This window comes from Pseudomonas sp. R3-57 (assembly GCF_051132065.1).
In the GTDB taxonomy this organism is placed as follows: Bacteria; Pseudomonadota; Gammaproteobacteria; order Pseudomonadales; family Pseudomonadaceae; genus Aquipseudomonas.
Genome location: NZ_CP071655.1, coordinates 2,951,892 through 2,974,815, shown reverse-complemented (window position 1 = coordinate 2,974,815; position 22,924 = coordinate 2,951,892). Strand labels below are relative to the sequence as shown.

The window sequence follows — 22,924 nt, the reverse complement described above, 5'->3', positions numbered from 1 at the left end:
GTTTTGTTTTTATTGGGAAAAGCGGATGAATCTCAGGCGTCGGGCAAGCCGAGCAAACGCCTGTTGGAAGCCGCGTCGCTGGCCACGCTGGCGAAATCGTCAAAGGCCTTTTCGCTTCTAGTGATCATGTGCTCGCGGATAAATGCAGCGCCCTCGGCAGCACCTTGCGCAGAATCTTTCAGGCAGCATTCCCACTCCAGCACGGCCCAGCCGCTGAATCCGTATTGGGTCAGCTTGCTGAAAATCGATTTGAAGTCGATCTGCCCGTCACCCAGTGAACGGAATCTTCCGGGACGCTCGACCCAGCCCTGATAACCGCCATAGACACCGGAGCGCGCATCCGGACGGAATTCCGCGTCCTTGACGTGGAACATGCGGATACGTGAGTGATAACGGTCGATAAAGCCCAGGTAGTCCATCTGTTGCAGCAACAAGTGGCTGGGGTCGTAGAGGATCGCGGCGCGAGGATGATGATCGACGGCTTCAAGGAAACGCTCGAAGGAGGCGCCGTCGTGCAGATCTTCACCGGGGTGAATTTCGTAGCACAAGTCGACACCGGCTTCGTCAAAACAGTCGAGGATCGGCAGCCAGCGCTTGGCCAGTTCGGCAAACCCTTGCTCGACCAGACCGCTGGGGCGCTGCGGCCAAGGGTACATGTAGGGCCAGAGCAGAGCCCCGGAAAACGTTGCGTGTGCGGTCAGGCCCAGACGCTGGCTGGCCCGCGCCGCCAGTTTCAATTGCTCGATCGCCCACTCGGTGCGCGCCTGAGGCTGGCCGCGCAAATGCGCCGGCGCGAAGTCATCGAACAGCGCATCGAACGCCGGATGAACCGCCACCAATTGCCCTTGCAGGTGTGTCGACAGTTCACTGATTTCCACGCCGGCGCGTTCGCACACGGCTTTCAACTCATCGCAATAGCTCTGGCTTTCAGCCGCGCGTTGCAGATCGATGAAGCGTGTGCCCAGCGTCGGCAGTTGAATGGCGCTGTAGCCTTGGGACGCCGCCCATTGCGCGATATTGGCCAGGGTGTCGAACGGCGCTTCATCACCCATGAACTGCGCCAGGAAGATCCCCGGGCCGCGCAGGCCTTGAGAGACAGCGGCAGTTGCGCTCACAGCGGAGGCTGGCGGTTTCATACGTTGCACTCCAGAGGGGTCCATTTGGCATCGCTGTGGTGGCTGGCAATGGCCGCCTCGATAAACGCCATGCCGCGCAGGCCGACTTCGATCCCCGGCACGCCAGGTGCGGCATGGTTTACGCCACCTGTGCGTATGGCCGTGGCAAAGTCGCCGTACAGATTGGCCATCGCTTCCAGATAACCTTCGGGATGTCCGGCGGGCAAGCGCATGTGCCGGGTCGCGGCCTCGCACAACCACGGCTGCCCGGTACCGGAACGCAGGATGCGCATCGGTTGCTCGAGTGAGCGATGAATCAGGCTGGCGGGCTGTTCCTGACGCCATTCGAGGCCGCCCTTGTCGCCGTAGACCCGAATGCTTAGCGGGTTTTCTTCGCCCGCGCAGACCTGACTGGCAATCAGCATCCCGCTGGCGCCCTGCGCCATCTTGAACAGCATGGCGGCGTCGTCATCCAACTGACGGCCCTCGACGTGCACGCCGAGGTTGGCACACAGGTGGGTGATGGCTTGATCAGCGACAAACTCCGCCAGGGAAAACGCGTGGGTGCCAATATCGGCGATGCAACCGCCCGCACCGGACAGCGCCGGCTGACCGCGCCACTCGGCCTGCTTGTTGCCCTGCCCGGCCACATCCTGGCTGAGCCAGCCCTGGGGATACTCCACCAGCACCTTGCGCACGTCTCCGATGACGCCGCTGCGCACCATGTCCCGCGCTTGCCAGACCATCGGGTAACCCAGATAGGTATGCGCCAGGCCGTACAGTCCGGTGCTGCTGTTCAATCGAGCTTTGAGCTCCTGCAGTTCAGCCAGGCTCAATGCGGCGGGTTTCTCGCTGAACACATGAAAACCTGCAGCCAGTGCTTCGCTGGCCACCGGCGCGTGCAGATGATTGGGCGTCACGATCACCAGCAACTCCATGCGCTCTTCAGCGGGGAGTGCACGCTCGGCTTCCAGCATCAATTGCCATGTGCTGTAACAACGCGACTGAGGCAGGCCCAAGCGGTTGCCGGTTCGCAGGTTGTTCTGCGCGTCGCGACTGAACGCTCCGCACACCAGCTCAAAGCGGCCATCGAGGCCCGCGGCCTGATGGTGCGCTTGGGCGATAAACGAGCCCTCTCCGCCACCGACAAAGCCCATTCTTATTTTAGGTATCACTGTGTTCATCGCTGACCTTCTCTGTCTGGCGCGGCTGAAAGCTGTTTGCAGGGGAATGTAACCGGTTACATCTGAGCAGAAATTTAGGCGCTGGGGCGAGAGCTGTCAAATCGATCATCCACGCTCACAAGGATTCAAGCGCAGGCAGAGCTGCTGTAAGCTCGCCCGACGTACAGTTCAAACATGAGGTGGTTTTGTCCAATATCCGTGAAGTCGCCCGGCTCGCTGGCGTTTCGGTCGCCACCGTATCGCGTACCCTGAAATCGCCCGAGCGCGTGCGCCAGGCCACCCGAGACATCGTCAATGCCGCCGTCGAGCAAGCCGGTTATCGCCCCAACCTGATGGCCGTGCAGTTCCGCTCACGACGCACCGGCAACCTGGTGATTCTGGTGCCGAAAATTGCCAATACGTTTTTCGCCCGGGTGATCAGCGGCGCACAATCGGCGGCCCAGGCCGCCGGTTACCGATTGCTGTTGTGCGATACCCAGGGGCGCGAAGAAATCGAGCGTGAATTTGCCGAACTGGTCTACGCGCATCAGGCCGATGGCGTGATTCAGTTGCGCGCCTACGATCCCTTCCCGGTCGACAGCAATCAGCCGCCCCCGATGGTCAACGCCTGTGAAGTCATCCAGGGCGGACGCCATCCCACCATCAGCCTCGACAATCACGCAGCTGCCAAGGCCATGACTGAACACTTGATCGGTCTGGGCCATCGGCGGATTGGCCTGATCAAAGGCCCTCAACACAGCCCCCTGACCCAAGCGCGAGTCGCCGGTTATCAGGCGGCGCTGGACAAGGCAGGCATCCCCAGCGACCCGGCGATCATCTGCCACGGCGATTTCAGCTTGCGCGCCGGCTACGACGGCGCCGCCACCCTGCTGACGCTAAGCGATCGCCCTACCGCGCTGTTTTGTGAAAACGACGAGATGGCCATCGGTGCACTCAAGCGCATCAAGGAAGCCGGCCTGCGGGTGCCCGAACATATCTCGGTGGTGGGCTTCGATGATATTCCGTTGGCGCACTACTGCGATCCGCCCCTGACCACCATCGCCCAACCCGCCGAAGGTTTTGGCCGCACGGCCGTCGAGATGTTGATCAACCTGATCGAGAAAAAGATCAATCCCGAGCAGCATGTGATTCTGCCTTTTGAACTGACGATACGTGAAAGTTCGGCTGCGCCTTCAGCACGATAAATACCTATCGAGGAAACCGCTCACACGCCGGCATGCAACATTGCGCTCAGACGTCCAGGTCTTCGGGATGCAATTTCTGCCCCTCGCTGCAGCAGATCAGCGAGGCGCGCTGCAGCAGCAGACACTTGAAAAGAACCTGAATCTGCTCGCTGCAATAATGACGATTGCGGTTTTCCGCATGGCTCCATACACCGGTGATGATCCATTGAAATCTATTTGACTGTGTATGCCTTAAAACATAGTCGACGCAACCCGGCAGCGTCGCGAGGCGATCAAGCGCGCCTTGTACTTCAATGCAGGTTTGAGACGGGCACACATGAAAGTGCACTCTGATTTGATTGTAACTTTCACTCGTCTGCCGCTTCTCTGGTGACTCATTCATTTCAGCACCTCACTGGCTACCTTCACACGTTCATTTACAGCGTGACTTGTAGAAAGTCCGCAAGTCATGCGTGAGCCCTATGTAGCCGAAGCATATTTTTCGGCAGCCGAAAAGAGAACACGCGCGGGTATTCAGCACTTACACAAATAAAGTGCGAATGCCGCCGAGGCCTTTGAAACGAAGCCCCTGAGTCATTTAAATCGCTGGGATGTAAGTCCTCATTCATTACTCAGCTGTATCTGAACGCTCCACTGGTTGATGCTCGTTACCGACCTGCAATCAGCTGCACGACCAGGACACACCGATGAAAAGTTTAGCGATCATTATTCCGCCGAAGCGGATTGACGCGCCGATGCTCATGTCGTGCCTGGGTATATGGCGCAAAAAATACAACTTGAGAATTTTCTCCGTTGATGTGCGCAACAGCGAAGAGATGCCAATTGCCAATCTCAAGACGCACGACCTGCAAGAACTGCATAGCGATTGCTTTGACGCTATCGCCGTGATGGGCGAGACGGGAACCAAAGAGTATCTATGGAACAACACGGACATTATTTCCAGACTGCAAAAATTCGACAAAGCGCGAAAGTTGATTGCCGGAATTGGCCTTGGCTCGATAGTACTGGCCCAGGCCGGTGTTCTGCTTGGAAAAAAAGCGACCATCGATAACTCAGTCGAGTTAGTGATTCAGTTGAAAAGCTATGGCGCCATCTTCGTGCCCGAAGATGTAGTGATATTGAAATGGATCATCACCGGTAACGGCAAGGATGTTGAAGCTTTTGCCAACGCCGTATCGATGTGGCTCCGAACGTCCCCGCAGCAAATCATTAAATAAAACCAATGGCCTCAGGAGGCAATATGAAACATCTCGTGAAAGCAGTGCCGGCGATGCTCGCTCTATCGGTCGGGTCGGCAATGGCTGCTACCGATCCGGTGCCGGAACATCAAACCCACACCTTTCTCAACGCGCTTGCGGCGGGTGGTGGCAAGCCTCTGGAGCAACTGAGCCCTAAAGAAGCCCGCGCCGTGCTGACCGGCGCACAAAACTCGGTAAAGGTTGATTTATCGGGCGTAGAGGTCACTCACAGGACGATCACCTTCGAAGGTAAACCCCTCAAGCTGACGGTGATACGGCCGGAAAAAGTCAAAGGCGAGCTTCCCGCGTTCATGTTCTTTCATGGCGGCGGCTGGGTTCTGGGAGATTACCCGACACACGCGCGGCTGATTCGCGACCTGGTCGTTTCCTCCGGCGCGGTCGCGGTGTATGTCGATTACACCCCCTCCCCCGAAGCCCACTATCCCACCGCCATTAACCAGGCCTACGCGGCCACGCAATGGGTGGCTGAAAACGGTCAACAGATCAATGTCGATGGCACGCGTCTGGCGGTGGCCGGTAACAGTGTCGGCGGCAACATGGCCGCCGTCGTGAGCCTGATGGCCAAAGAGAAAGCCACCCCGAAGATTCGATTCCAGTTGCTCCTCTGGCCGGTCACCGACTCCAGCTTCGAAACGGACAGCTACAAGCAGTTCGCTGAAGGTCATTTCCTCACCAAAAAAATGATGACCTGGTTCTGGGACAGCTACACAACCGACCTGAATGCACGGGCGCAAATTCATGCATCACCGCTCAAAGCCAGCATTGATCAGTTGAAGGGCCTTCCACCTGCACTCGTTCAAACCGCAGGGCTGGATGTGTTGCGCGATGAAGGCGAAGCGTACGCGCAGAAGCTGGACGCGGCCGGGGTCGATGTCACGGCGGTTCGCTACAACGGCATGATCCATGACTATGGCCTGCTCAACCCGTTGAGCCAGGTGCCCGAAGTCAAAGCGGCCATGAGGCAGGCAGGCACGGAGCTCAAAGCTCACCTCAACTAAGCGAGCCTTGCGCATGCCGTATTCGCGGTTGGGTGCGGCATGCATCATTTGCCCTCCCGCCTCACGCTATCGGGCTCGCCAGGCCAGCCTGGGCGGGACAACAAAGGAGTTCACCATGATCAACCTGACCTACAAACGCGCCGGGGTTAACGGTATTCGGCTCAACTACGTGGTTGCGGGCGCAGGCCCGGTGGTTTTGTGCATGCACGGCTGGCCACAAAACCATCGAGAGTTCATACCTGTCATTGACAGGCTTGCGCAGCATTACACGTTCATCGCCCCGGACCTTCGTGGTTTTGCTGACAGCGATAAGCCTTATCAGGGTTACGATCCGATCAATATTGCTAAAGACATGCTCGGCCTGCTCGATATCGAGCAGGTCGATCAATGCCACATCCTCAGCCATGATCTGGGCGGTCCGCCTTCGGTTGCCCTCGCTTATCTGGCGGCTGACCGTGCATTGTCGCTGGCGACCATCGAAACACCTTTTTTCGGGCTGGATTTTCCAGGCTACGTCGATCCCCGAGTGCCCTATTGGCATCTGAGCATGCATATGAACATGGACATAACCCGTGCCCTTGTTGAAGGTCGGGAAGACTTGTACCTGCGGCACTTTTTCAGGGATTTTTCCTACAACCCCACGGCAATGCCCGAGAGTGATATTGCCGACTACGTCATGCAGATGCGCCAGCCTGGTAATTTGCGAGCAAGCCTGAACCACTATGGTTCAATCCCGGAGATGGCCGAGCAGACCGCACAGTTGACCAAGGAAAAGCTCAACATCCCGGTGTTGGCCTGGGGTGGCGAGGTCTCTTTCGGGGAGCATTGTTTCAGCGCTGCGAAGCACATCGCGCTATCGGCAGCAGGTGGGGTCATCAAGCACTGCGGGCATTGGGTGTTCGAAGAACAGCCCGAATTCATCAGTGCCGAGCTTCATCAGTTCTGGCGCAGCGTTGCCCACTGATCCCTGTGCTGTCCGACGCCCTTAGCGCGCGGTATCACCGGACGATTGAACGATCACATCCCAAGGCGCCGGCACCGGGAAGACTTCCTGTAAAAAGTCTACAAATGCCTTCACGTTGGGATTACCTCTTCGGCTCTCGGGCCAGAGTGCGGTGATGACGAACCGGTCTACGGCGTGCTCGGGAAACACCGGAACCAACTCACCTCGCTGTACAAAAGGCGCGGCAACGTAGGTCGGAGAGATACCGATGCCGCCGCCTGCCGCGAGTGTCACTGCGACGGCATCGCTTACATCGATGGTCATGGTGGCGTCGGGCGTGATCTCGACGACACGCTCACCGACCTGAAACGGCCAGCGCAGCGCCTGCCCCGAACTCTGATAGCGAAAATTCACGCAATCATGGTTGACCAGATCATCAATGTTGCGCGGTTTGCCTTTTCTGGCGAGATAACCGGGCGATGCAAACGTGCAGATTCGATGCGGGCCGAGTGGCTTGGATACCAGCCGCGAGTCAGCCAGATTGCCGACTCTGATGGCGACGTCGATGCCTTGTTCGATGATGTCGGCGAACTGATCGCCGAGCCGCAGATCCACCACCAGTTTCGGATATCGCTCACGGAACGCAGGAAGCGCCGGGGCAAGAATGTTAACCCCGATCGGCAGTGGCGCGGTCACTTTGAGCGTTCCTGACGGCTCGCCCCTCGACGCGACAGCGGCTTGTTCGATGTCCTCGACTTCGCGGATGACGCGCAATGCACGCTCATACAGCTCACGCCCCTCGGGGGTGAGGGTCAATGAGCGAGTGGTTCGGCTGAAGAGCCGCAGGCCGAAATGTTCTTCCAGGCGCTGGACACTTTTGCTGACTGCCGAAGGCGAGACAGAGAGATCGCGTGCAGCCGCTGTGTAACTACCCAGCGAGGCCGTGCGAGCGAAGGCGATGAGACCTGTCAGGCGGTCCAGACCAATTTGTGCTTTCATGGCACAAGAGTAACCACTTGCAGCCCTATTATCAACGCTGAGCCAAGCGCATACGCTGTCTCCACAGCATCAATTCGATGCCCTTGAGGAGCAAACAGACATGCCTGAAGTACAGCCAAACCCGCTCAATAATCGCACTGTGGTGATCGTCGGCGGCACATCCGGTATCGGACTCTCCGCAGCCATTCAGGCCAAAGCGGCTGGCGCCCAGGTTGTGGTAATAGGTTCCAACCCGGAACGCGCCCGCCAAGCCGCCAAGACCCACGGGCTGGATGGCTGGCGTGCGGCGGATGTCACTCAGCCTGAGCAGATTCAAGCGGCCCTGGCAGACCTTTCAAAGGTCGATCACCTGGTGTTGCTGGCCGGCACTTTCGTCGCAGGCAAAGTGCTCGAAGCCGACGTTGCCTATCTGCACCGTGCGTTCGATGAGCGAATCTGGGCCTCGATTCACGCGCTCAGAGCACTCGGTGATCGCCTCTCGAAAGACGGCTCCGTCACCTTCATTTCCGGGTCATTGGCGGACCGCCCCAACGCCTATGGGACGGCGGTGCTCGCCGCTGCATCAGCGGCCATGGAAGCCTTCGCCCGTGGCCTCGCTCTCGAATTGGCGCCTGTGCGGGTCAACACCCTCTCCCCGGGACCTATCGACACGCCGATCCTCGCCAAAGCCATGGGCGATGCGCGTGACGGTTTTGTCGCCGCGCTCGAGCAGACGCTGCCGCTGCATCGCCTCGGCACCGCTGAAGAGGCCGGCGCAGCGGTGGTTTTCTTGATGAGCAATGGTTTCATGAACGGCGCGACGATCAATGTCGATGGCGGCGCACGCTTGGTGTGAAGCACTTTTGTCAGTTCTGTAGGAGGTATTTATGACCACACTGTTCGAGCCGCTTCCACTGGGCGCTATCACGTTACCTAACCGCATCATCATGGCCCCGATGACTCGGGCCAGGGGAACTCAGCATCACGTCCCTACCCCGATCATGGCCGACTACTACGCCCAGCGTGCGACAGCCGGCCTCATCATCAGCGAGGCGATCGGCATCAGCCAGCAAGGCCTGGGATGGGCTTACGCCACGGGTATCTGGTCCGCTGAACAGATTGCCGGATGGCGACTGATTACCGACGCAGTCCACGCTGCCGGTGGCCGGATAATCGCTCAACTCTGGCACATGGGCCGGGTGGTCCATCCGAGCTTCCTGGATGGCGCACAACCCATCGCCCCATCGGTAACGACAGCGCCTGGACTGGCCCATACCTACGCCGGTAAACAACCCTACTCCCAGGCCCGGGCGCTACCGCTTGAGGAGATACCCTCGCTGATCGCCGAGTTCGCCCAGGCAGGCCGCAATGCGTTGCTGGCAGGATTTGATGGCGTGCAAATTCACGCCGCCAACGGCTACCTGATCGATCAGTTTTTACGTGACAGCGGCAATTTCCGCACCGACGCCTATGGCGGCTCGGTCGAGAACCGGGTCAGGCTGCTCAGGGAAGTAACGCAAGCGGTGGCGCACGTTGTCGGGGCGGACCGGACCGGGGTTCGATTAACCCCCAGCAGCCATGATCAGGGCGTGAGGGACAGCGATCCTGTGCCTCTGTTTACCCGCGCCGCAGAAGTCTTGTCCGAAATCGGCATTGCTCATCTCGAGCTACGCGAGCCGCCGGCTGACGGCAGTTTCGGCGTGTCGGAATATCCTCCAAGCGCCGCAATCATTCGTGAGTCCTTCAAAGGCACGCTGATTCTCAACTCCGATTACGATTCGGCGCGTGCCGAAGCCGCCCTGGCAACGGGCCTTGCCGATGCAGTCGCGTTTGGGCGGCCATTTATTGCCAATCCGCAGTTGCCAGAGGTGCTGCGCCGGGGCCTGCCACTGGCGCAGGAGGACCGTTCGACATGGTTCAGCCAAGGGGTAGAAGGGTATACCGATTATCCCGGCCTTCGATCCGGCCAGGTTGCAACACAGTCAACACTGACGCGCGCCTAGGCGTGCGTTACCAGTAGCGCTTCGCACTTGTCTTTCAAGTACGCGTAAAGCAAACGAAGCGCTGGCGTAAACTGCTTGCGGTGCGGGCACACAAAGCTCAGAGGATAAAGCTCCCCGGGAATATCAGGCAGTAACACCTCCAGGTGACCGGCACTTACATCCTCACAAACGTCCAACCATGATTTGTACAAAATCCCTTCGCCGGCGATGGCGCAGCGTCGAATGACGTCTGCGTCGTCACTCAGAACAGGGCCGTTTACGATGACCGAGTCATTCTCCGGCAAATTGGGAAATATCCACCGGTCGTAGAGCTTTCCATTCATGTGGAATCGCAGGCAGGCGTGCTTCTTAAGGTCTCCCACCGATTCGGGCCGTCCGTGCAGCGCGATATAAGCTGGCGATGCTGCCAAAACGCGGCGATTGCCTGGCACCAAGGGCAGCGAGATGAAGTCAGCGTTCTGTACCGTGCCATACCTGACGGCCACGTCTACGGGATCACGAAAGATGTCCGAGACGCTGTCGGACAACATGACGCGGAGCACCAGGCCGGGGTTCTCGCGGCGAAAATCGATCAGCCAGGGAAGCAGCACGTTTCTGCCGAAATCCGAGGCACTGGCGATTTGCAAAACCCCATGGAGTTGCCGATCGTCCTGCTGTAATCCGGCTCTGCCCTCGCTCAATGTATTGAGCACTTCCCGCGCATAAGGCAGATAGCGCTCGCCTTCTGCAGTCAGGCGCAGACTTCGTGTGGAACGCGCAAACAGGCGCGTATCGAGTTCACATTCCAAGCGCTTTATGGCGGCGCTGATCTGTGCCGGAAACAGATCCATTTCCCGGGCTACGGCAGAGAAACTGTCCACGGTTGCCACACGCACAAAAATCGCCAGGTCGTTAAATCTGATCATCATTGCCTTCTCTTGATATGAACCCACAGGCGCTGAAAAGCCCATATGAGACGGCAGAGCAAAAAAGGTATTCCACGTAAGGCATGATTTTTCGAGCGTTTCCCTGAATCATTTCATCCGCTTTGATTGCACGCCCAAGCGCTGTCTGAAACGCCGTTGATGGACAGGCAGGCGCAGCGTGCAAATTAGGGGTTTGCGGGAAACATGGAAATGCAGGCCAATGGAAATTCAGACGTGCCAGGCTGGCACAAATGGAGTTGATCAGTGCCCCACCCAAGCGGGGTGATGGCACGTCTATCAACGGCGTTGTGATTCATTTACCCCCGGTCACATCCAGAAAGGTACCAGTGACAAACGATGCCTCCGCGCTCGCCAGCCAGAGAATGGCCCGCGCCACTTCCTCCGGTTGCCCGCCGCGGCCCATGGGAATCGAGTCCTTGACGCGGTCGACCCGCCCCGGTTCGCCCCCGCTGGCATGCATATCGGTATAGATGTGGCCGGGGCGGATGCAGTTGACGCGTATGCCTTCGCGGGCGACTTCCTTGGCCAGGCCGATGGTGAAGGTTTCCAGTGCGCCTTTTGACGCGGCGTAGTCGATGTATTCATTCGGGCTGCCGAGACGCGCCGACGCCGACGATACATTGATCACCACGCCGCCCGGGGCGTTATGCCGGTGCGACATGCGCTTGATGGCCTGCTGGGCGCACAGGATCGGCCCGATGGCGTTGACTGCAAAGATGCATTGCATCCGCGCGAAGTCGAGGTCTTCGAGTCGCGATTGTCTGGACAGCATCCCGGCATTGTTGACCAGCACGTCGATGCGTCCGAACATGCGATCGATGGCCGCGAACAGCTCGGCGACCTGTTCTGGATCGGCACTGTCAGCGCGCACCGCCAACCCCATGCGTCCTGCGGCTTGAACATCGGCGATCACCGCCCGCGCCGCGGACTCGTTCGCCACATAGCTGATGGCAACGTCGTAGCCTTGCGCGGCGGCGAGGCGGGCCGTAGCGGCACCGACTCCGCGGCTGCCACCGGTGATCAGAATCAACGGTGCCTGCGAGACTTCATTCATGAACCTGGCTCCTGAACAGTCGGCCGTTTCAGCCAATGATGAAAATGCCGCTGACGATCACCACGCACGCCAACATCCGCCGGACGCTGAGTGCTTCGCCGAGAAACAGATAGCCGATCAAAGCTGCGAACAGCACGCTGGTTTCACGCAATGCCGATACCGCGCCCAGCGGCGCTTCGTTCATCGCGTAGATGACGATCGCATAGGCCAGCAATGACACCAGCCCGCCGACCACCGCCGCCAATGTTCCCGGTCGCAGGGTGAACAGGCTGCGGGCGTCGCGCAGGCCGATGTACACCGCGGGCATCAGCACACCCCACAACGCGCACATCCACACCGTATAAGCCAGCGGCGCGCCGGACAGCCTGGCGCCGATACCGTCGACAATGCTGTAGGCGGCGATAAAACAACCGGTGCCCAATGCGTAAGGCAGGCTCGGCACCGACAGCCTGCGCCCGCTAAAGGCCAGCGAAATGATCCCGCCGGACACCAACGCAACGCCAAGCAGTTGGCCGGGGGCGATGCGTTCGCCAGCGAAAACGGCGGCACCGAGGGTGATCAGCGCGGGCGACGATCCCCGGGAAATCGGATAGACCTGGCCAAGTTCAGCGACTCGGTAACTGCGCACCAGAAACAGGTTGTAGCCGACGTGCAGCAGCGCCGATAGCAGCGCGTACCCCCAGCTCGCGGCGGCGGGCATCGGCATGAACGCGGCGGCGATGGTGCAGGTGATCGCAATGGCGATGCACATCACGGTCATCGACCACAGCCGATCAGCACCGCCGCGCAGCAGCGCGTTCCAGCTGGCATGCAGCAATGCGGCAAAAAGAACCAGGATCACGATATGAGTAGGCATGGGCACCATATTAAGTAAGGCAATCAGCGGACTACAGCGAAGTCTCCTCACTGTGTCATGAGCAAATACTCATGAATCCACTTAACGAACTTTCAACGCCTCGCTCATCAACCATTGGCGAAAGCTGACTATGTGCGGCTGCGCTTCGATGCCCTTCGGGCAGACAAAGTAGTAGGCCAGCGGCGAGGCGAACCGCACATCGAACAGGCGCACCAGTCGGCCATCGGCAATCTCGTTCTCGACGTGGCCGCTGCGCACCAACGCCACACCCTGACCGAGCAACGCGGCTTCTACGGTCATGTTGGTGTCGCCAAACCGCACGCTTTCGCGAACGGGCGAAAACCCCAGCCCGATGGCTTCGAACCAGGCTTCCCATTTCGGCACCAGCTCGGCACCGTCACGTGTCAGCAGCGGAAAGTGCAGCAATTCGGCCGGGCTGTGCGGCGTGCCCAAGCGTTGCAACAATTCGGGACTGGCGACCGGAAACACCTGCTCGCCGAACAGAAATTCCGCAAACAGACCCGGGTAATTGCCCTTGCCCAGGCGGATCGCCACGTCAGCCTGGCCGGCGGCGAAATGGATGATTTTGTCTGTGGTGTCCAGCGCGACCAACAGCTCGGGGTGCTGCCGCGACAGACTCGGCAATCGCGGCAACAGCCATTTCAGCGCAAAGGAATAAGTCGTGCTGACGCTCAGACGTACCCTGCCCTTTTGCTCACGCAAATCAGCCAGTGTCGCCTCCAGACTGATGAAAAACTCCCGTACGATCGGCGCCAGCGTCGCCCCCGCTGCGGTGAGGCGTAACGCTTTGCCACGCTCGAACAACGGCAGCCCCCACAGCGCTTCGAGGTGTTTGAGCTGATGACTGACCGCGCTCTGGGTCACGTGCAGTTCTTCTGCCGCAGCGGTTAAAGTCGGATGCCGGGTGGCAACTTCAAAGGCACGCAATGTCGCGGTCGGCGGGAGATCTTTCATGGGCCTGTCATCCGATCGAATTGTCGGCCACGAGCTGAGCATGAACAAGCGCTCATGATCAAGCCATGACAAGTTTTTGCGCGTGGAGACGTTTTCATCGATGCGTCGCTTTTGCCGTTCTGTGCGACACGTCCCGTTTCAGGGCTCCCGCATTCCTGCGCAGCGGTGGTAGTTTGTAAGTGCATGTGTCCTGAGATTCAGGCACGACTTATTTATCACTCTGCAAAGGAATGCCTTTCGCAATGAATGTCCCTTTAAAAAAACTCGCGGCCACCACGCTGATGCTGGCCGGCCTCGCCGTCTTCACCACGCCTGCACAAGCCAACATCACCCCGCAGCAAAGCGCCGAAATACTGAAGACGTACAACGCCGCGTCGGTGACTGATTTCCATCAGTTCCTCAACGAACTGGGCAAAAGTGATCTGGCGAAAAAAGCCGAGATCGGCCCGGCCATCGGCGCCTATCTCGGCCAAAAGCCCCTGACCGCTGAACAGCAGAACGAAATCTATCGCCTGCTCGGGCTGTACACGCGGGTTAAATACAGCGCTGCGGCCACCGAAACCCTGCGTGAGCTGGTCGAGATCCCGACCTACCGCAAGGACGGCGTCGAGCAGCACGACAACCCGGAATTCATCAAGATCGCCGCGAAGATCAAGAGCCTCGCCGAGTCGTTCGGTCTGAAATTCCGCAACATCGACAATCGTGTCTACGAGATTTCCCTCGACGGCAACGGTGACGAAGTCGTGGGCATTCACGCGCACGCCGATGTGGTGCCGGTGACGCCGGATAACTGGGTGCTCAAGGATGGCACCCGCCTCGACCCGTTCAAGATCACCCTGATCGGTGATCGCATGTACGGTCGCGGCACTGAAGATGACAAGAACGGCATCGTCGTCACCCTGTACGCGATGAAGGTCATAAAGGAAGAAAAGCTGCCGCTGGTGCGCAACTTCAAGCTGCTGGTCGACACCACCGAAGAAACCACCGGTGATGCCATTCCTTATTACTTCGAACGCAATCCGACACCCAACTACAACCTCGCACTGGACGGCGGCTACCCGGTGGTGATCGCCGAAAAAGGTTACGGCACCGTCATGGCCAACTTCGCCAAGCGCAAAGGCGAAGGCAAAGGTGCGGAAATCGTTGCGCTGACCGGCGGCATGGCGACCAACCAGATCCCATCGGCCTCGGTGGCCACTTTGCTCACCGACCAGCCCGCGGAACTGGCGACCAGCCTGCAAAAGGCCGGTAGCGAATACGCCAAGCGCAACGGCGGCGATTTTGAGGTCAGCGCCAAAGTCGATGGCAAGGACGTCAAACTGACGGTGACCGGCGTGTCCGCGCACTCCTCCGAACCCGAATCCGGGGTCAATCCGGTGGCGCGCATGCTCGACTTCATCAATAGCCTTGATGGCAAGGTCGCGCTCAAGCACAACCACATCACCGACGCCGCCCGTTACCTCGCCGACAACTGGGGCCTGGATTATCTCGGCAACAAGCTTGGCGTCGGTTTCTCCGACGCGTTCATGGGGCCGCTGACCACCTCGCCGACCTTTGTCGGCATGGACAACAAGACCTTCAAGCTGGCGGTCAATCTGCGTGTGCCGAAAGGTAAATCGCCGGAGAAACTGAAAACCGAAATCGCCGACAAACTCGCTGCGTGGAGCAAGAAAACCGACGTCGCGGTGGCGTTCGATTATTCGGTCGCGGCGCCGATGTACCGCAATCCCGAGGGTGAATGGGTCAAGGCGTTGCTGGCGGTTGCCACGGAAAACCTTGGCATGAAACACGAATTCGGCACCTCCGCCGGCGCGACTTCGGTGCATGAACTGCCCAACGGCGTGCAGTTCGGCCTGGCCATGCCTGACGTGAAATACACCGGCCACACCGATGGGGAGTTCAAGACCGTCGAGCAATTCCAGCTGGACCTGCAGATCGTCACCGAAATGATCGGCCGCATCGGCCAGTTGCCGAAGCTCTGACCGGCCTGCCGAACCCGCCGCAATGGCGGGTTCGGCGTTTGAATTGCCGCGTAAACCTGTGGGAGTCAGCCTGCTGGCGATGGCGGGGGGTCTGGCAATGAAAGGGTTGCCTGTGCGGCCGCCATCGCTTGCAGGCAAGCTCCCACATTTAATTGCATTCATCAGGCTTGGTCCTTCTCAGGGGGCACAGCCAAAAGCCAACCCTCACCCTAGCCCTCTCCCGGAGGGAGAGGGGACTGACCGTGGTGGATGTGAGATATACGCCGACTTGGGATACCGAGTCGTACGCAGTTTCCGAAAAGCCCACAAATCGGCTCCCTCTCCAGGGGGAGAGGGCTGGGGTGAGGGGCGAATCCACCGAAGATCTCAAGCCATACGGCGCTTTTCACCACTCAACAATGAGCGTTAGCTCGAGTGCTTTTGATCTTGCGTCACCGGCGACATCGGAAGGCTGAGCGGAGGGATTGATCCGGGCGTGGGAGCGTAGCGACCGTCTGGCGCAGCCAGACACAGCGGAAGGAGGTGCAGCGAAGCAAACCGTAGCCGCTGCGCCCGGATCGATCCCGGAGCGAAGGGACCCGAGCCTGCGAGGGCCGTACGTAGGAGCAAGCGTTTTGGGTTACCTTTTTGGCGTTTGAAAAAGGTGACCCGCCGTCAGGGCGGAACCCTAAGCCGCCGTTACCGCAGCAACGGATATGTACCCAAACCAAAAAACTCAGCGCCTGAAACAAAGCCATCGCTTGCAGGCAAGCTCCCACAAAATCCAGTGCCACCCACGAATCGTGATCATTGCGCGAAAAGCAACACATCATTGCCCAAAAACCTATTGATAGCCCCCTAACGAAAGGCGCACGCTAGAGGGCTGACTCGGGTCTTATATCATTCCGAATGATAGTTACCTTTGCTTCATTCGATTCGTGCCATCACACCCCGCCGAGCATCATCCGCCCATCTTCAATACTTTGGCGGATGCATCCATGGAACATTCACTCAAACATTTGCGCTTCCCGATGGCCCTGTTGGCCGTGCTGGTGATGAGCGCCTGCGGCAAAACCCCGGAGACCACCGCTGCCATGCCACCTGCAAAAGTCAGCGTGGCCAAGGTGCTGGAACAACCGGTCAATGAGTGGGACGAATTCACCGGGCGCCTCGAGGCGCCGGAAACCGTTGAAATCCGTCCGCGGGTCTCCGGCCAGATCGATCAGGTAGCCTTCACCGAAGGCGCACTGGTCAAGAAAGGCGACCTGCTGTTCCAGATCGACCCGCGTCCGTTCCAGGCCGAGGTCCGCCGCCTCGAAGCACTGGTTGCCCAGGCTCGCGCTACCGCCACCCGCAGCGAAAACGAAGCCGCTCGCGGCGAACGTCTGCGTACCAGCAACGCGATCTCCGCCGAACTGGCCGATTCGCGCACCAGCGCCGCCCAGGAAGCCCGCGCCGCCGTCGGTGCCCTGCAAGCGCAACTGGATCTGGCCAAACTGAACCTGAGCTTCACCCGCGTCACCGCGCCGATCAGCGGTCGCGTCAGCCGCGCCGAGATCACCGCCGGCAACCTGGTCACCGCCGACACCACTGCGCTGACCAGCGTCGTTTCGACCGACAAGGTCTACGCCTACTTCGACGCCGACGAGCGTGTGTTCCTTAAGTACACCCAGCTGGCCCGCAACGGCCAACGCGGTGCGACCACCCCGGTGTACATGGGCCTGTCCAACGAGGACGGCAACCCGCACCTCGGCCAGATGAACTTCGTCGACAACCAGGTCAACCCGAAAACCGGCACCATCCGTGGCCGCGCGGTGTTCGACAACACTGACGGCACCTACACCCCGGGCTTGTACGCACGGCTGAAACTGGTCGGCAGCGGCACCTACAACGCCATGCTGATCAACGACGAAGCCGTCGGTACTGACCTGGGCAAGAAGTTCGTGCTGGTGATGGATGCGGACAACAAAACCGCGTACCGCCCTGTCGAACTCGGGCCGAAAATCGAAGGCCTGCGCATCGTCCGCACCGGTTTGCAAAAAGACGACACGATCATCGTCAAGGGCCTGCAGCGGGTGCGTCCCGGCTCGCCAGTCACCCCTGAAGTGATTCCGATGGCCAGCGAGCAGACCCTCGCCGCTCTCGCCCAACAACGTCAAGCGCTGGAAGCCAGCAACCTGCCCAAAGTCGCCCCTGCCAAGGGTGCGTCGGGTTCGGCTGCGAAGCTGGCTGCTACGACCCCACGCGGTTAAGGGACGACAACTCCGATGAATTTTTCCCAATTCTTCATTTCCCGGCCGATCTTCGCAGCGGTGCTGTCGCTGTTGATCCTGATCGCCGGTGCGATCTCGCTGTTCCAGTTGCCGATCAGCGAATACCCGGAAGTCGTGCCGCCGACCGTGGTGGTACGCGCCAACTTCCCGGGTGCCAACCCCAAAGTCATCGGTGAAACCGTGGCTGCGCCTCTGGAGCAAGCGATCACCGGCGTCGAGAACATGCTGTACATGTCCTCGCAATCGACCGCTGACGGCAAGATCACCCTGACCATCACCTTCGCCCTGGGTACTGACCTGGACAACGCGCAGGTGCAGGTGCAGAACCGCGTGACCCGGACCGAGCCGAAACTTCCAGAAGAAGTGACGCGCATCGGTATCACCGTCGACAAGGCCTCGCCCGACCTGACCATGGTTGTGCACTTGACCTCGCCGGACAAGCGCTACGACATGCTCTACCTGTCCAACTACGCGATCCTCAACATCAAGGATGAGCTAGCGCGTCTGGGTGGTGTCGGTGACGTGCAGCTGTTCGGTATGGGCGATTACTCGCTGCGTGTCTGGCTCGATCCGAACAAGACCGCTTCGCGTAATCTGACCGCAACCGACGTCGTGACCGCGATCCGCGAGCAGAACCGTCAGGTGGCTGCCGGCCAACTCGGCGCGCCCCCTGCCCCGACCGCGCAAAGCTTCCAGCTGTCGATCAACACTCAGGGCCGCCTGGTCACGGAGGAAGAGTTCGAAAACATCGTGATTCGTGCTGGCGACGACGGTGAAATCACCCGTCTTAAAGACATCGCTCGCGTCGAGCTCGGCTCCAGCCAATACGCTTTGCGTTCGCTGCTGAACAACCAGCCGGCGGTGGCGATCCCGATCTTCCAGCGCCCGGGCTCGAACGCCATCGATATCTCGAACGAAGTTCGCGGCAAGATGGAAGAGCTGAAGAAAGGCTTCCCGCAGGGCATGGACTACAGCATTGTCTACGACCCGACGATCTTCGTGCGCGGCTCGATCGAAGCGGTGGTGCACACCCTGTTCGAAGCACTGATTCTCGTGGTGCTGGTGGTGATCCTGTTCCTGCAGACCTGGCGCGCCTCGATCATTCCGTTGGTGGCGGTGCCGGTATCGTTGATCGGTACGTTTGCGGTGATGCACCTGTTCGGTTTCTCGCTCAACGCCTTGTCACTGTTCGGTCTGGTACTGGCGATCGGCATTGTGGTGGACGACGCCATCGTGGTCGTGGAGAACGTCGAGCGAAATATCGAACTCGGCCTGACACCGGTTGAAGCGACCAAACGGGCGATGCGTGAAGTGACCGGCCCGATCATCGCGACGGCGCTGGTGCTGTGTGCGGTGTTCGTACCGGCCGCGTTCATCTCCGGCCTCACCGGGCAGTTCTACAAGCAGTTCGCCCTGACCATCGCCATCTCGACGGTGATCTCGGCCTTCAACTCGCTGACCCTGTCGCCAGCGCTGGCCGCTGTCTTGCTGAAAAGCCACGACGCGCCGAAAGACCGCTTCTCGAAAGTGCTCGACAAGATCTTCGGTGGCTGGCTGTTCCGCCCGTTCAACCGTTTCTTCGATCGTGCCAGCCATGGTTACGTCGGCACCGTGCGCCGGGTCATCCGTGGCAGCGGCATCGCCCTGCTGCTGTACGCAGGCCTGATGGTGCTGACGTTCTTCGGTTTCTCCAGCACGCCGACCGGTTTCGTACCCGGCCAGGACAAGCAATACCTGGTGGCCTTCGCGCAACTGCCGGACGCCTCGAGCCTGGACCGCACCGAAGACGTGATCAAGCGCATGTCTGACCTGGCGCTGAAACAGCCAGGCGTGGAAAGCGCCGTAGCGTTCCCGGGCCTGTCGATCAACGGCTTCACCAACAGCCCGAACGCCGGCATCGTTTTCGTCACCCTGAAACCGTTCGACGAGCGTAAAGACCCGAGCATGTCCGCCGGCGCGATTGCCGGGGCCTTGAACGGCCAGTACGCGAACATTCAAGAGGCGTACATGGCGATCTTCCCGCCACCGCCGGTACAGGGTCTGGGCACCATTGGCGGTTTCCGTCTGCAAATCGAAGACCGCGGCAACCTCGGTTACGACGAGCTGTACAAAGAAACCATGAACATCATCAACAAGAGCCACAACGTGCCAGAACTGGCCGGCCTGTTCACCAGTTACACGGTGAACGTGCCACAGGTCGATGCCGCCATCGACCGCGAAAAAGCCAAGACTCACGGCGTGGCCGTCAGCGACATCTTCGACACCCTGCAGATCTACCTGGGTTCGCTGTATGCCAACGACTTCAACCGCTTCGGGCGCACCTATCAGGTCAACGTTCAGGCCGAACAACAGTTCCGCCTCGAATCCGATCAGATCGGTCAGCTGAAAGTACGCAACAACAAAGGCGAAATGATCCCGCTGGCGACCTTCATCAAGGTCAGCGACACCTCGGGTCCGGATCGTGTGATGCACTACAACGGCTTCATCACCGCTGAAATCAACGGTGCAGCAGCTCCCGGCTACAGCTCCGGCCAGGCCGAAAAAGCCATCGAGAAACTGCTCAAGGACGAACTGCCGAACGGCATGACCTACGAGTGGACCGACCTGACCTACCAGCAGATTCTGTCCGGCAACACCGCGCTGTTCGTGTTCCCGCTCTGCGTACTGCTGGCGTTCCTGGTGCTCGCTGCCCAGTACGAAAGCTGGAGCCTGCCACTGGCGGTGATCCTGATCGTACCGATGACCCTGCTGTCGGCCATCACCGGTGTGATCATCTCCGGTGGTGACAACAACATCTTCACCCAGATCGGTCTCATCGTACTGGTGGGACTGGCGTGTAAAAACGCGATTCTGATCGTCGAATTTGCCAAGGACAAACAGGAAGAAGGCCTCGACCCGCTTGCCGCGGTACTGGAAGCCTGCCGTCTGCGTCTGCGGCCGATCCTGATGACCTCCTTCGCGTTCATCATGGGTGTGGTGCCACTGGTGTTCTCCAGCGGTGCCGGTGCCGAGATGCGTCACGCCATGGGTGTGGCGGTGTTCTCCGGGATGCTCGGGGTGACCTTCTTCGGTCTGTTGCTGACGCCAGTGTTCTACGTGCTGATCCGTAACTTCGTTGAACGCAGTGAGGCCAGCAAGGCGGCCAAGGCGCACAACCTTCCAAAGCCACTGGAGGCGCATCAATGAGTCTGAAAGTCTTCCTGCCGAGCCTCTTGGTGCTGGCCCTCAGCGCCTGCGCTGTCGGCCCCGACTACAAGACCCCAGCCACGGAGGCGGCCAACGTCACGGCCGCCACCGACGGCGCCGCCGGGCAAAAGAACTTCGACCGGTCGAAATTCGAAGGCATCTGGTGGCAGCAATTCGATGACCCGACCCTCAACCAGTTGGTCACGCAATCGCTGCAAGGCAACCGTGAACTGCGCGTAGCGTTCGCCCGTTGGAAAGCTGCTCGGGCGATCCGCGACGATGCCAGCAACGACGCGATGCCGACCATCACCAGCCGTGCCAGCAGTGACCTGGGTAAAGGCCAGATTCCCGGCCAGACCACCGACCGGGTCAACAGCGAACGCTACGATCTGGGCCTGGACATGGCCTGGGAACTGGACCTGTTCGGGCGCATCCAGCGCAATCTGGAAGCCAGCGACGCCGACCAGCAGGCGGCCGAAGCCGACCTGTATCAACTGCAAGTCACCATGATTGCCGAACTGGTCGACGCTTACGGGCAACTGCGCGGTGCGCAACTGCGTGAAAAGATTGCCGTGGCCAACCTGAACAACCAGGTGGAATCGCGCAAGATTACCGTCAGCCTGCGAGATGCCGGTGTCGGTGATCAGCTCGACGTCGAACGGGCCGATGCGCGTCTGGCCAACGTCGAAGCGACCGTGCCGCAATTGCAGGCGGAACAGGTGCGGCAGAAAAACCGCATCGCCACCCTGCTCGGCGAACGTCCGGACAAGCTGACCGTTGACCTGAGCCCGAAAGACCTGCCAGCGATTGCCAAGGCCTTGCCGATCGGCGATCCGGGTGAACTGCTGCAACGACGCCCGGACATCCTCAGCGCTGAACGCCAACTGGCCTCGGCCACGGCGCGTATCGGTGTAGCGAAAGCCGATCTGTTCCCACGGGTCAGCCTCAGCGGCTTCCTCGGCTGGACGGCCGGGCGCGGCTCGCAGATTGGTTCCTCGGCCGCCAATGCCTGGGCCCTCGGCCCGAGCATCACCTGGGCTGCGTTTGACCTCGGCAGCGTGCGCGCCCGTTTACGCGGCGCCGATGCCGAAGCCGAAGGCGCACTGGCGACCTATGAGCAGCAAGTGCTGCTGGCACTGGAAGAATCGGAAAACGCCTTCAGCGATTACGGCAAGCGTCAGCAACGGTTGATCTCGCTGATCCGCCAGAGCGAATCAAGCCGCAAGGCCGCCGACCTCGCTGAAATCCGCTACCGCGAAGGCACCACCGACTTCCTCGTGCTGCTCGACGCACAGCGCGAGCGGCTGAACGCCGAAGACAGCCAGGCCCAGGCCGAAGTCGACCTGTATCGAGGCATCGTCGCCATCTACAAAGCCCTCGGCGGCGGCTGGCAGCCGGAGACCGTTGCCAGCAAATAACCGTTGTAACTGAGCTCCTTTGGTTGGCCGCAACCAACCAATTTTTTTGCCCCGCGTATCATTCGGTCGCGGGGTTTTTTTATGGTTTTTTTCAGCGGATGCGATTTTGCTGGGGGCGTGGTGGGTCAGTTTCAGTGTTGTTGGCTGGCCGGCCACTATCGCTTGCAGGCAAGCTCCTACATTTTGATCGCATTCTTTCAGTAGGAACGACATCAACTTGTGGCAGCCAGCCAGCCTGCTGGCGATAGCGCAGGTCAGGCAAATGCTTGAACTCAACCTGAAAATCAAAAGCCCCTCACCCTAGCCCTCTCCCGGAGGGAGAGGGGACTGACCGTGGTGATTGGGCTAGATACGCAAATCTGAGATACCGAGTCGAATGCAAATTTCGAATCCAACCAAAATCAGCTCCCTTTCCTTGGGGAGAGGGCTGGGGTGAGGGGCAGCCACACCACAAATCCAAAGCCAACCACCCGCTTCTCACCACTCAACAATGAGCGTTAGCTCGAGTGCCCTTGATCTTGCCTAACCAGCGACGTCGGAAGGCTGAGCGGAGGGATTGATCCGGGTGTGGGAGCGCAGCGACCGTACGACGAAGTCGTACACAGCGGAAG

General features: G+C 59.7%; 18 protein-coding genes. 10 read left to right on the top strand and 8 right to left on the bottom strand.

What is annotated here, in order from left to right:
- Window positions 1–32: 32 nt before the first annotated feature.
- The gene (locus tag J3P93_RS13475) at window positions 33–1,136 is read right to left on the bottom strand and encodes a sugar phosphate isomerase/epimerase family protein (RefSeq protein ID WP_434598144.1); all 1,104 of its coding nucleotides are present in this window, start codon (window positions 1,134–1,136) and stop codon (window positions 33–35) included.
- Window positions 1,133–2,299: a Gfo/Idh/MocA family protein gene (locus J3P93_RS13470; protein WP_434598142.1), complete on the bottom strand. Its 1,167-nt coding sequence runs from the start codon at window positions 2,297–2,299 to the stop codon at window positions 1,133–1,135. The genes J3P93_RS13475 and J3P93_RS13470 overlap by 4 nt, the downstream gene beginning before the upstream one ends.
- Before the next feature lie 185 nt (window positions 2,300–2,484).
- Between J3P93_RS13470 and J3P93_RS13465 the strand changes: the two genes are divergently transcribed.
- Window positions 2,485–3,483 carry a LacI family DNA-binding transcriptional regulator gene (locus tag J3P93_RS13465; protein ID WP_434598140.1) on the top strand — a complete coding sequence of 333 codons (999 nt, stop codon included), beginning with the start codon at window positions 2,485–2,487 and terminating at the stop codon, window positions 3,481–3,483.
- A gap of 46 nt (window positions 3,484–3,529) precedes the next feature.
- Here the strand turns inward: J3P93_RS13465 and J3P93_RS13460 are convergent, their stop codons facing one another.
- Window positions 3,530–3,865, bottom strand: coding sequence for a hypothetical protein (locus J3P93_RS13460; protein ID WP_434598138.1), 336 nt, complete (start codon window positions 3,863–3,865; stop codon window positions 3,530–3,532).
- 304 nt (window positions 3,866–4,169) lie between these two features.
- Here J3P93_RS13460 and J3P93_RS13455 point away from each other — a divergent pair, with 304 nt between their 5' ends.
- The 3 genes from J3P93_RS13455 (at window position 4,170) to J3P93_RS13445 (ending at window position 6,704) form a co-directional block, all read left to right on the top strand.
- On the top strand, window positions 4,170–4,700 hold the full coding sequence (locus J3P93_RS13455; protein WP_434598136.1) for a DJ-1/PfpI family protein: 531 nt from the start codon (window positions 4,170–4,172) through the stop codon (window positions 4,698–4,700).
- Window positions 4,701–4,723: 23 nt separating this feature from the next.
- Complete coding sequence (locus J3P93_RS13450; RefSeq protein ID WP_434598134.1) at window positions 4,724–5,740, top strand: alpha/beta hydrolase; 1,017 nt, start codon at window positions 4,724–4,726, stop codon at window positions 5,738–5,740.
- A gap of 115 nt (window positions 5,741–5,855) precedes the next feature.
- Window positions 5,856–6,704: an alpha/beta fold hydrolase gene (locus J3P93_RS13445; RefSeq protein ID WP_434598132.1), complete on the top strand. Its 849-nt coding sequence runs from the start codon at window positions 5,856–5,858 to the stop codon at window positions 6,702–6,704.
- Between the two features lie 21 nt (window positions 6,705–6,725).
- On the opposite strand, the gene J3P93_RS13440 is transcribed toward J3P93_RS13445, so the two are convergent.
- A complete protein-coding gene (locus J3P93_RS13440) occupies window positions 6,726–7,682 on the bottom strand; it encodes a LysR family transcriptional regulator (RefSeq protein WP_434598130.1) in 957 nt (318 codons plus the stop codon).
- 100 nt (window positions 7,683–7,782) lie between these two features.
- Between J3P93_RS13440 and J3P93_RS13435 the strand changes: the two genes are divergently transcribed.
- Entirely contained in the window at window positions 7,783–8,517 is a 735-nt protein-coding gene (locus tag J3P93_RS13435) for an SDR family oxidoreductase (protein ID WP_434598128.1), read from the top strand.
- Between the two features lie 31 nt (window positions 8,518–8,548).
- Window positions 8,549–9,664 carry an alkene reductase gene (locus J3P93_RS13430; RefSeq protein ID WP_434598125.1) on the top strand — a complete coding sequence of 372 codons (1,116 nt, stop codon included), beginning with the start codon at window positions 8,549–8,551 and terminating at the stop codon, window positions 9,662–9,664.
- On the opposite strand, the gene J3P93_RS13425 is transcribed toward J3P93_RS13430, so the two are convergent.
- From J3P93_RS13425 to gcvA, 4 genes are all read right to left on the bottom strand, one after another.
- Window positions 9,661–10,569 carry a LysR family transcriptional regulator gene (locus J3P93_RS13425; RefSeq protein ID WP_434598366.1) on the bottom strand — a complete coding sequence of 303 codons (909 nt, stop codon included), beginning with the start codon at window positions 10,567–10,569 and terminating at the stop codon, window positions 9,661–9,663. The two genes, J3P93_RS13430 and J3P93_RS13425, sit on opposite strands and share 4 nt — an antisense overlap.
- A 313-nt stretch (window positions 10,570–10,882) precedes the next feature.
- Window positions 10,883–11,644 (bottom strand): SDR family oxidoreductase, encoded by a 762-nt coding sequence (locus J3P93_RS13420; protein WP_434598122.1) that lies wholly within the window; start codon window positions 11,642–11,644, stop codon window positions 10,883–10,885.
- Between the two features lie 28 nt (window positions 11,645–11,672).
- Window positions 11,673–12,500 (bottom strand): EamA family transporter, encoded by an 828-nt coding sequence (locus J3P93_RS13415; RefSeq protein ID WP_434598120.1) that lies wholly within the window; start codon window positions 12,498–12,500, stop codon window positions 11,673–11,675.
- Between the two features lie 81 nt (window positions 12,501–12,581).
- Complete coding sequence (gene gcvA / locus J3P93_RS13410) at window positions 12,582–13,475, bottom strand: transcriptional regulator GcvA (protein ID WP_434598117.1); 894 nt, start codon at window positions 13,473–13,475, stop codon at window positions 12,582–12,584.
- 242 nt (window positions 13,476–13,717) lie between these two features.
- Between gcvA and J3P93_RS13405 the strand changes: the two genes are divergently transcribed.
- The 4 genes from J3P93_RS13405 (at window position 13,718) to J3P93_RS13390 (ending at window position 22,313) form a co-directional block, all read left to right on the top strand.
- On the top strand, window positions 13,718–15,457 hold the full coding sequence (locus tag J3P93_RS13405; protein WP_434598115.1) for a dipeptidase: 1,740 nt from the start codon (window positions 13,718–13,720) through the stop codon (window positions 15,455–15,457).
- 977 nt (window positions 15,458–16,434) lie between these two features.
- Window positions 16,435–17,688, top strand: coding sequence for a multidrug efflux RND transporter periplasmic adaptor subunit MexE (mexE, locus tag J3P93_RS13400; RefSeq protein WP_090283543.1), 1,254 nt, complete (start codon window positions 16,435–16,437; stop codon window positions 17,686–17,688).
- A 15-nt stretch (window positions 17,689–17,703) separates the two neighbouring features.
- Window positions 17,704–20,895: an efflux RND transporter permease subunit gene (locus tag J3P93_RS13395; RefSeq protein WP_434598113.1), complete on the top strand. Its 3,192-nt coding sequence runs from the start codon at window positions 17,704–17,706 to the stop codon at window positions 20,893–20,895.
- On the top strand, window positions 20,892–22,313 hold the full coding sequence (locus J3P93_RS13390) for an efflux transporter outer membrane subunit (protein WP_434598111.1): 1,422 nt from the start codon (window positions 20,892–20,894) through the stop codon (window positions 22,311–22,313). Before J3P93_RS13395 ends, J3P93_RS13390 begins: the two co-directional genes overlap by 4 nt.
- Window positions 22,314–22,924 lie beyond the last annotated feature (611 nt).

Excerpts from the sequence above, each read along its gene's own strand:
- J3P93_RS13390 (WP_434598111.1), top strand. The coding sequence starts at position 20,892 with ATGAGTCTGAAAGTCTTCCTGCCGAGCCTCTTGGTGCTGGCCCTCAGC.
- gcvA (WP_434598117.1), bottom strand. The coding sequence starts at position 13,475 with ATGAAAGATCTCCCGCCGACCGCGACATTGCGTGCCTTTGAAGTTGCC.
- J3P93_RS13430 (WP_434598125.1), top strand. The coding sequence starts at position 8,549 with ATGACCACACTGTTCGAGCCGCTTCCACTGGGCGCTATCACGTTACCT.
- J3P93_RS13420 (WP_434598122.1), bottom strand. The coding sequence starts at position 11,644 with ATGAATGAAGTCTCGCAGGCACCGTTGATTCTGATCACCGGTGGCAGC.
- J3P93_RS13455 (WP_434598136.1), top strand. The coding sequence starts at position 4,170 with ATGAAAAGTTTAGCGATCATTATTCCGCCGAAGCGGATTGACGCGCCG.
- J3P93_RS13395 (WP_434598113.1), top strand. The coding sequence starts at position 17,704 with ATGAATTTTTCCCAATTCTTCATTTCCCGGCCGATCTTCGCAGCGGTG.
- J3P93_RS13450 (WP_434598134.1), top strand. The coding sequence starts at position 4,724 with ATGAAACATCTCGTGAAAGCAGTGCCGGCGATGCTCGCTCTATCGGTC.
- J3P93_RS13425 (WP_434598366.1), bottom strand. The coding sequence starts at position 10,569 with ATGATCAGATTTAACGACCTGGCGATTTTTGTGCGTGTGGCAACCGTG.
- J3P93_RS13415 (WP_434598120.1), bottom strand. The coding sequence starts at position 12,500 with ATGCCTACTCATATCGTGATCCTGGTTCTTTTTGCCGCATTGCTGCAT.
- J3P93_RS13475 (WP_434598144.1), bottom strand. The coding sequence starts at position 1,136 with ATGAAACCGCCAGCCTCCGCTGTGAGCGCAACTGCCGCTGTCTCTCAA.
- J3P93_RS13440 (WP_434598130.1), bottom strand. The coding sequence starts at position 7,682 with ATGAAAGCACAAATTGGTCTGGACCGCCTGACAGGTCTCATCGCCTTC.
- J3P93_RS13435 (WP_434598128.1), top strand. The coding sequence starts at position 7,783 with ATGCCTGAAGTACAGCCAAACCCGCTCAATAATCGCACTGTGGTGATC.
- J3P93_RS13460 (WP_434598138.1), bottom strand. The coding sequence starts at position 3,865 with ATGAATGAGTCACCAGAGAAGCGGCAGACGAGTGAAAGTTACAATCAA.
- mexE (WP_090283543.1), top strand. The coding sequence starts at position 16,435 with ATGGAACATTCACTCAAACATTTGCGCTTCCCGATGGCCCTGTTGGCC.
- J3P93_RS13405 (WP_434598115.1), top strand. The coding sequence starts at position 13,718 with ATGAATGTCCCTTTAAAAAAACTCGCGGCCACCACGCTGATGCTGGCC.
- J3P93_RS13445 (WP_434598132.1), top strand. The coding sequence starts at position 5,856 with ATGATCAACCTGACCTACAAACGCGCCGGGGTTAACGGTATTCGGCTC.
- J3P93_RS13470 (WP_434598142.1), bottom strand. The coding sequence starts at position 2,299 with ATGAACACAGTGATACCTAAAATAAGAATGGGCTTTGTCGGTGGCGGA.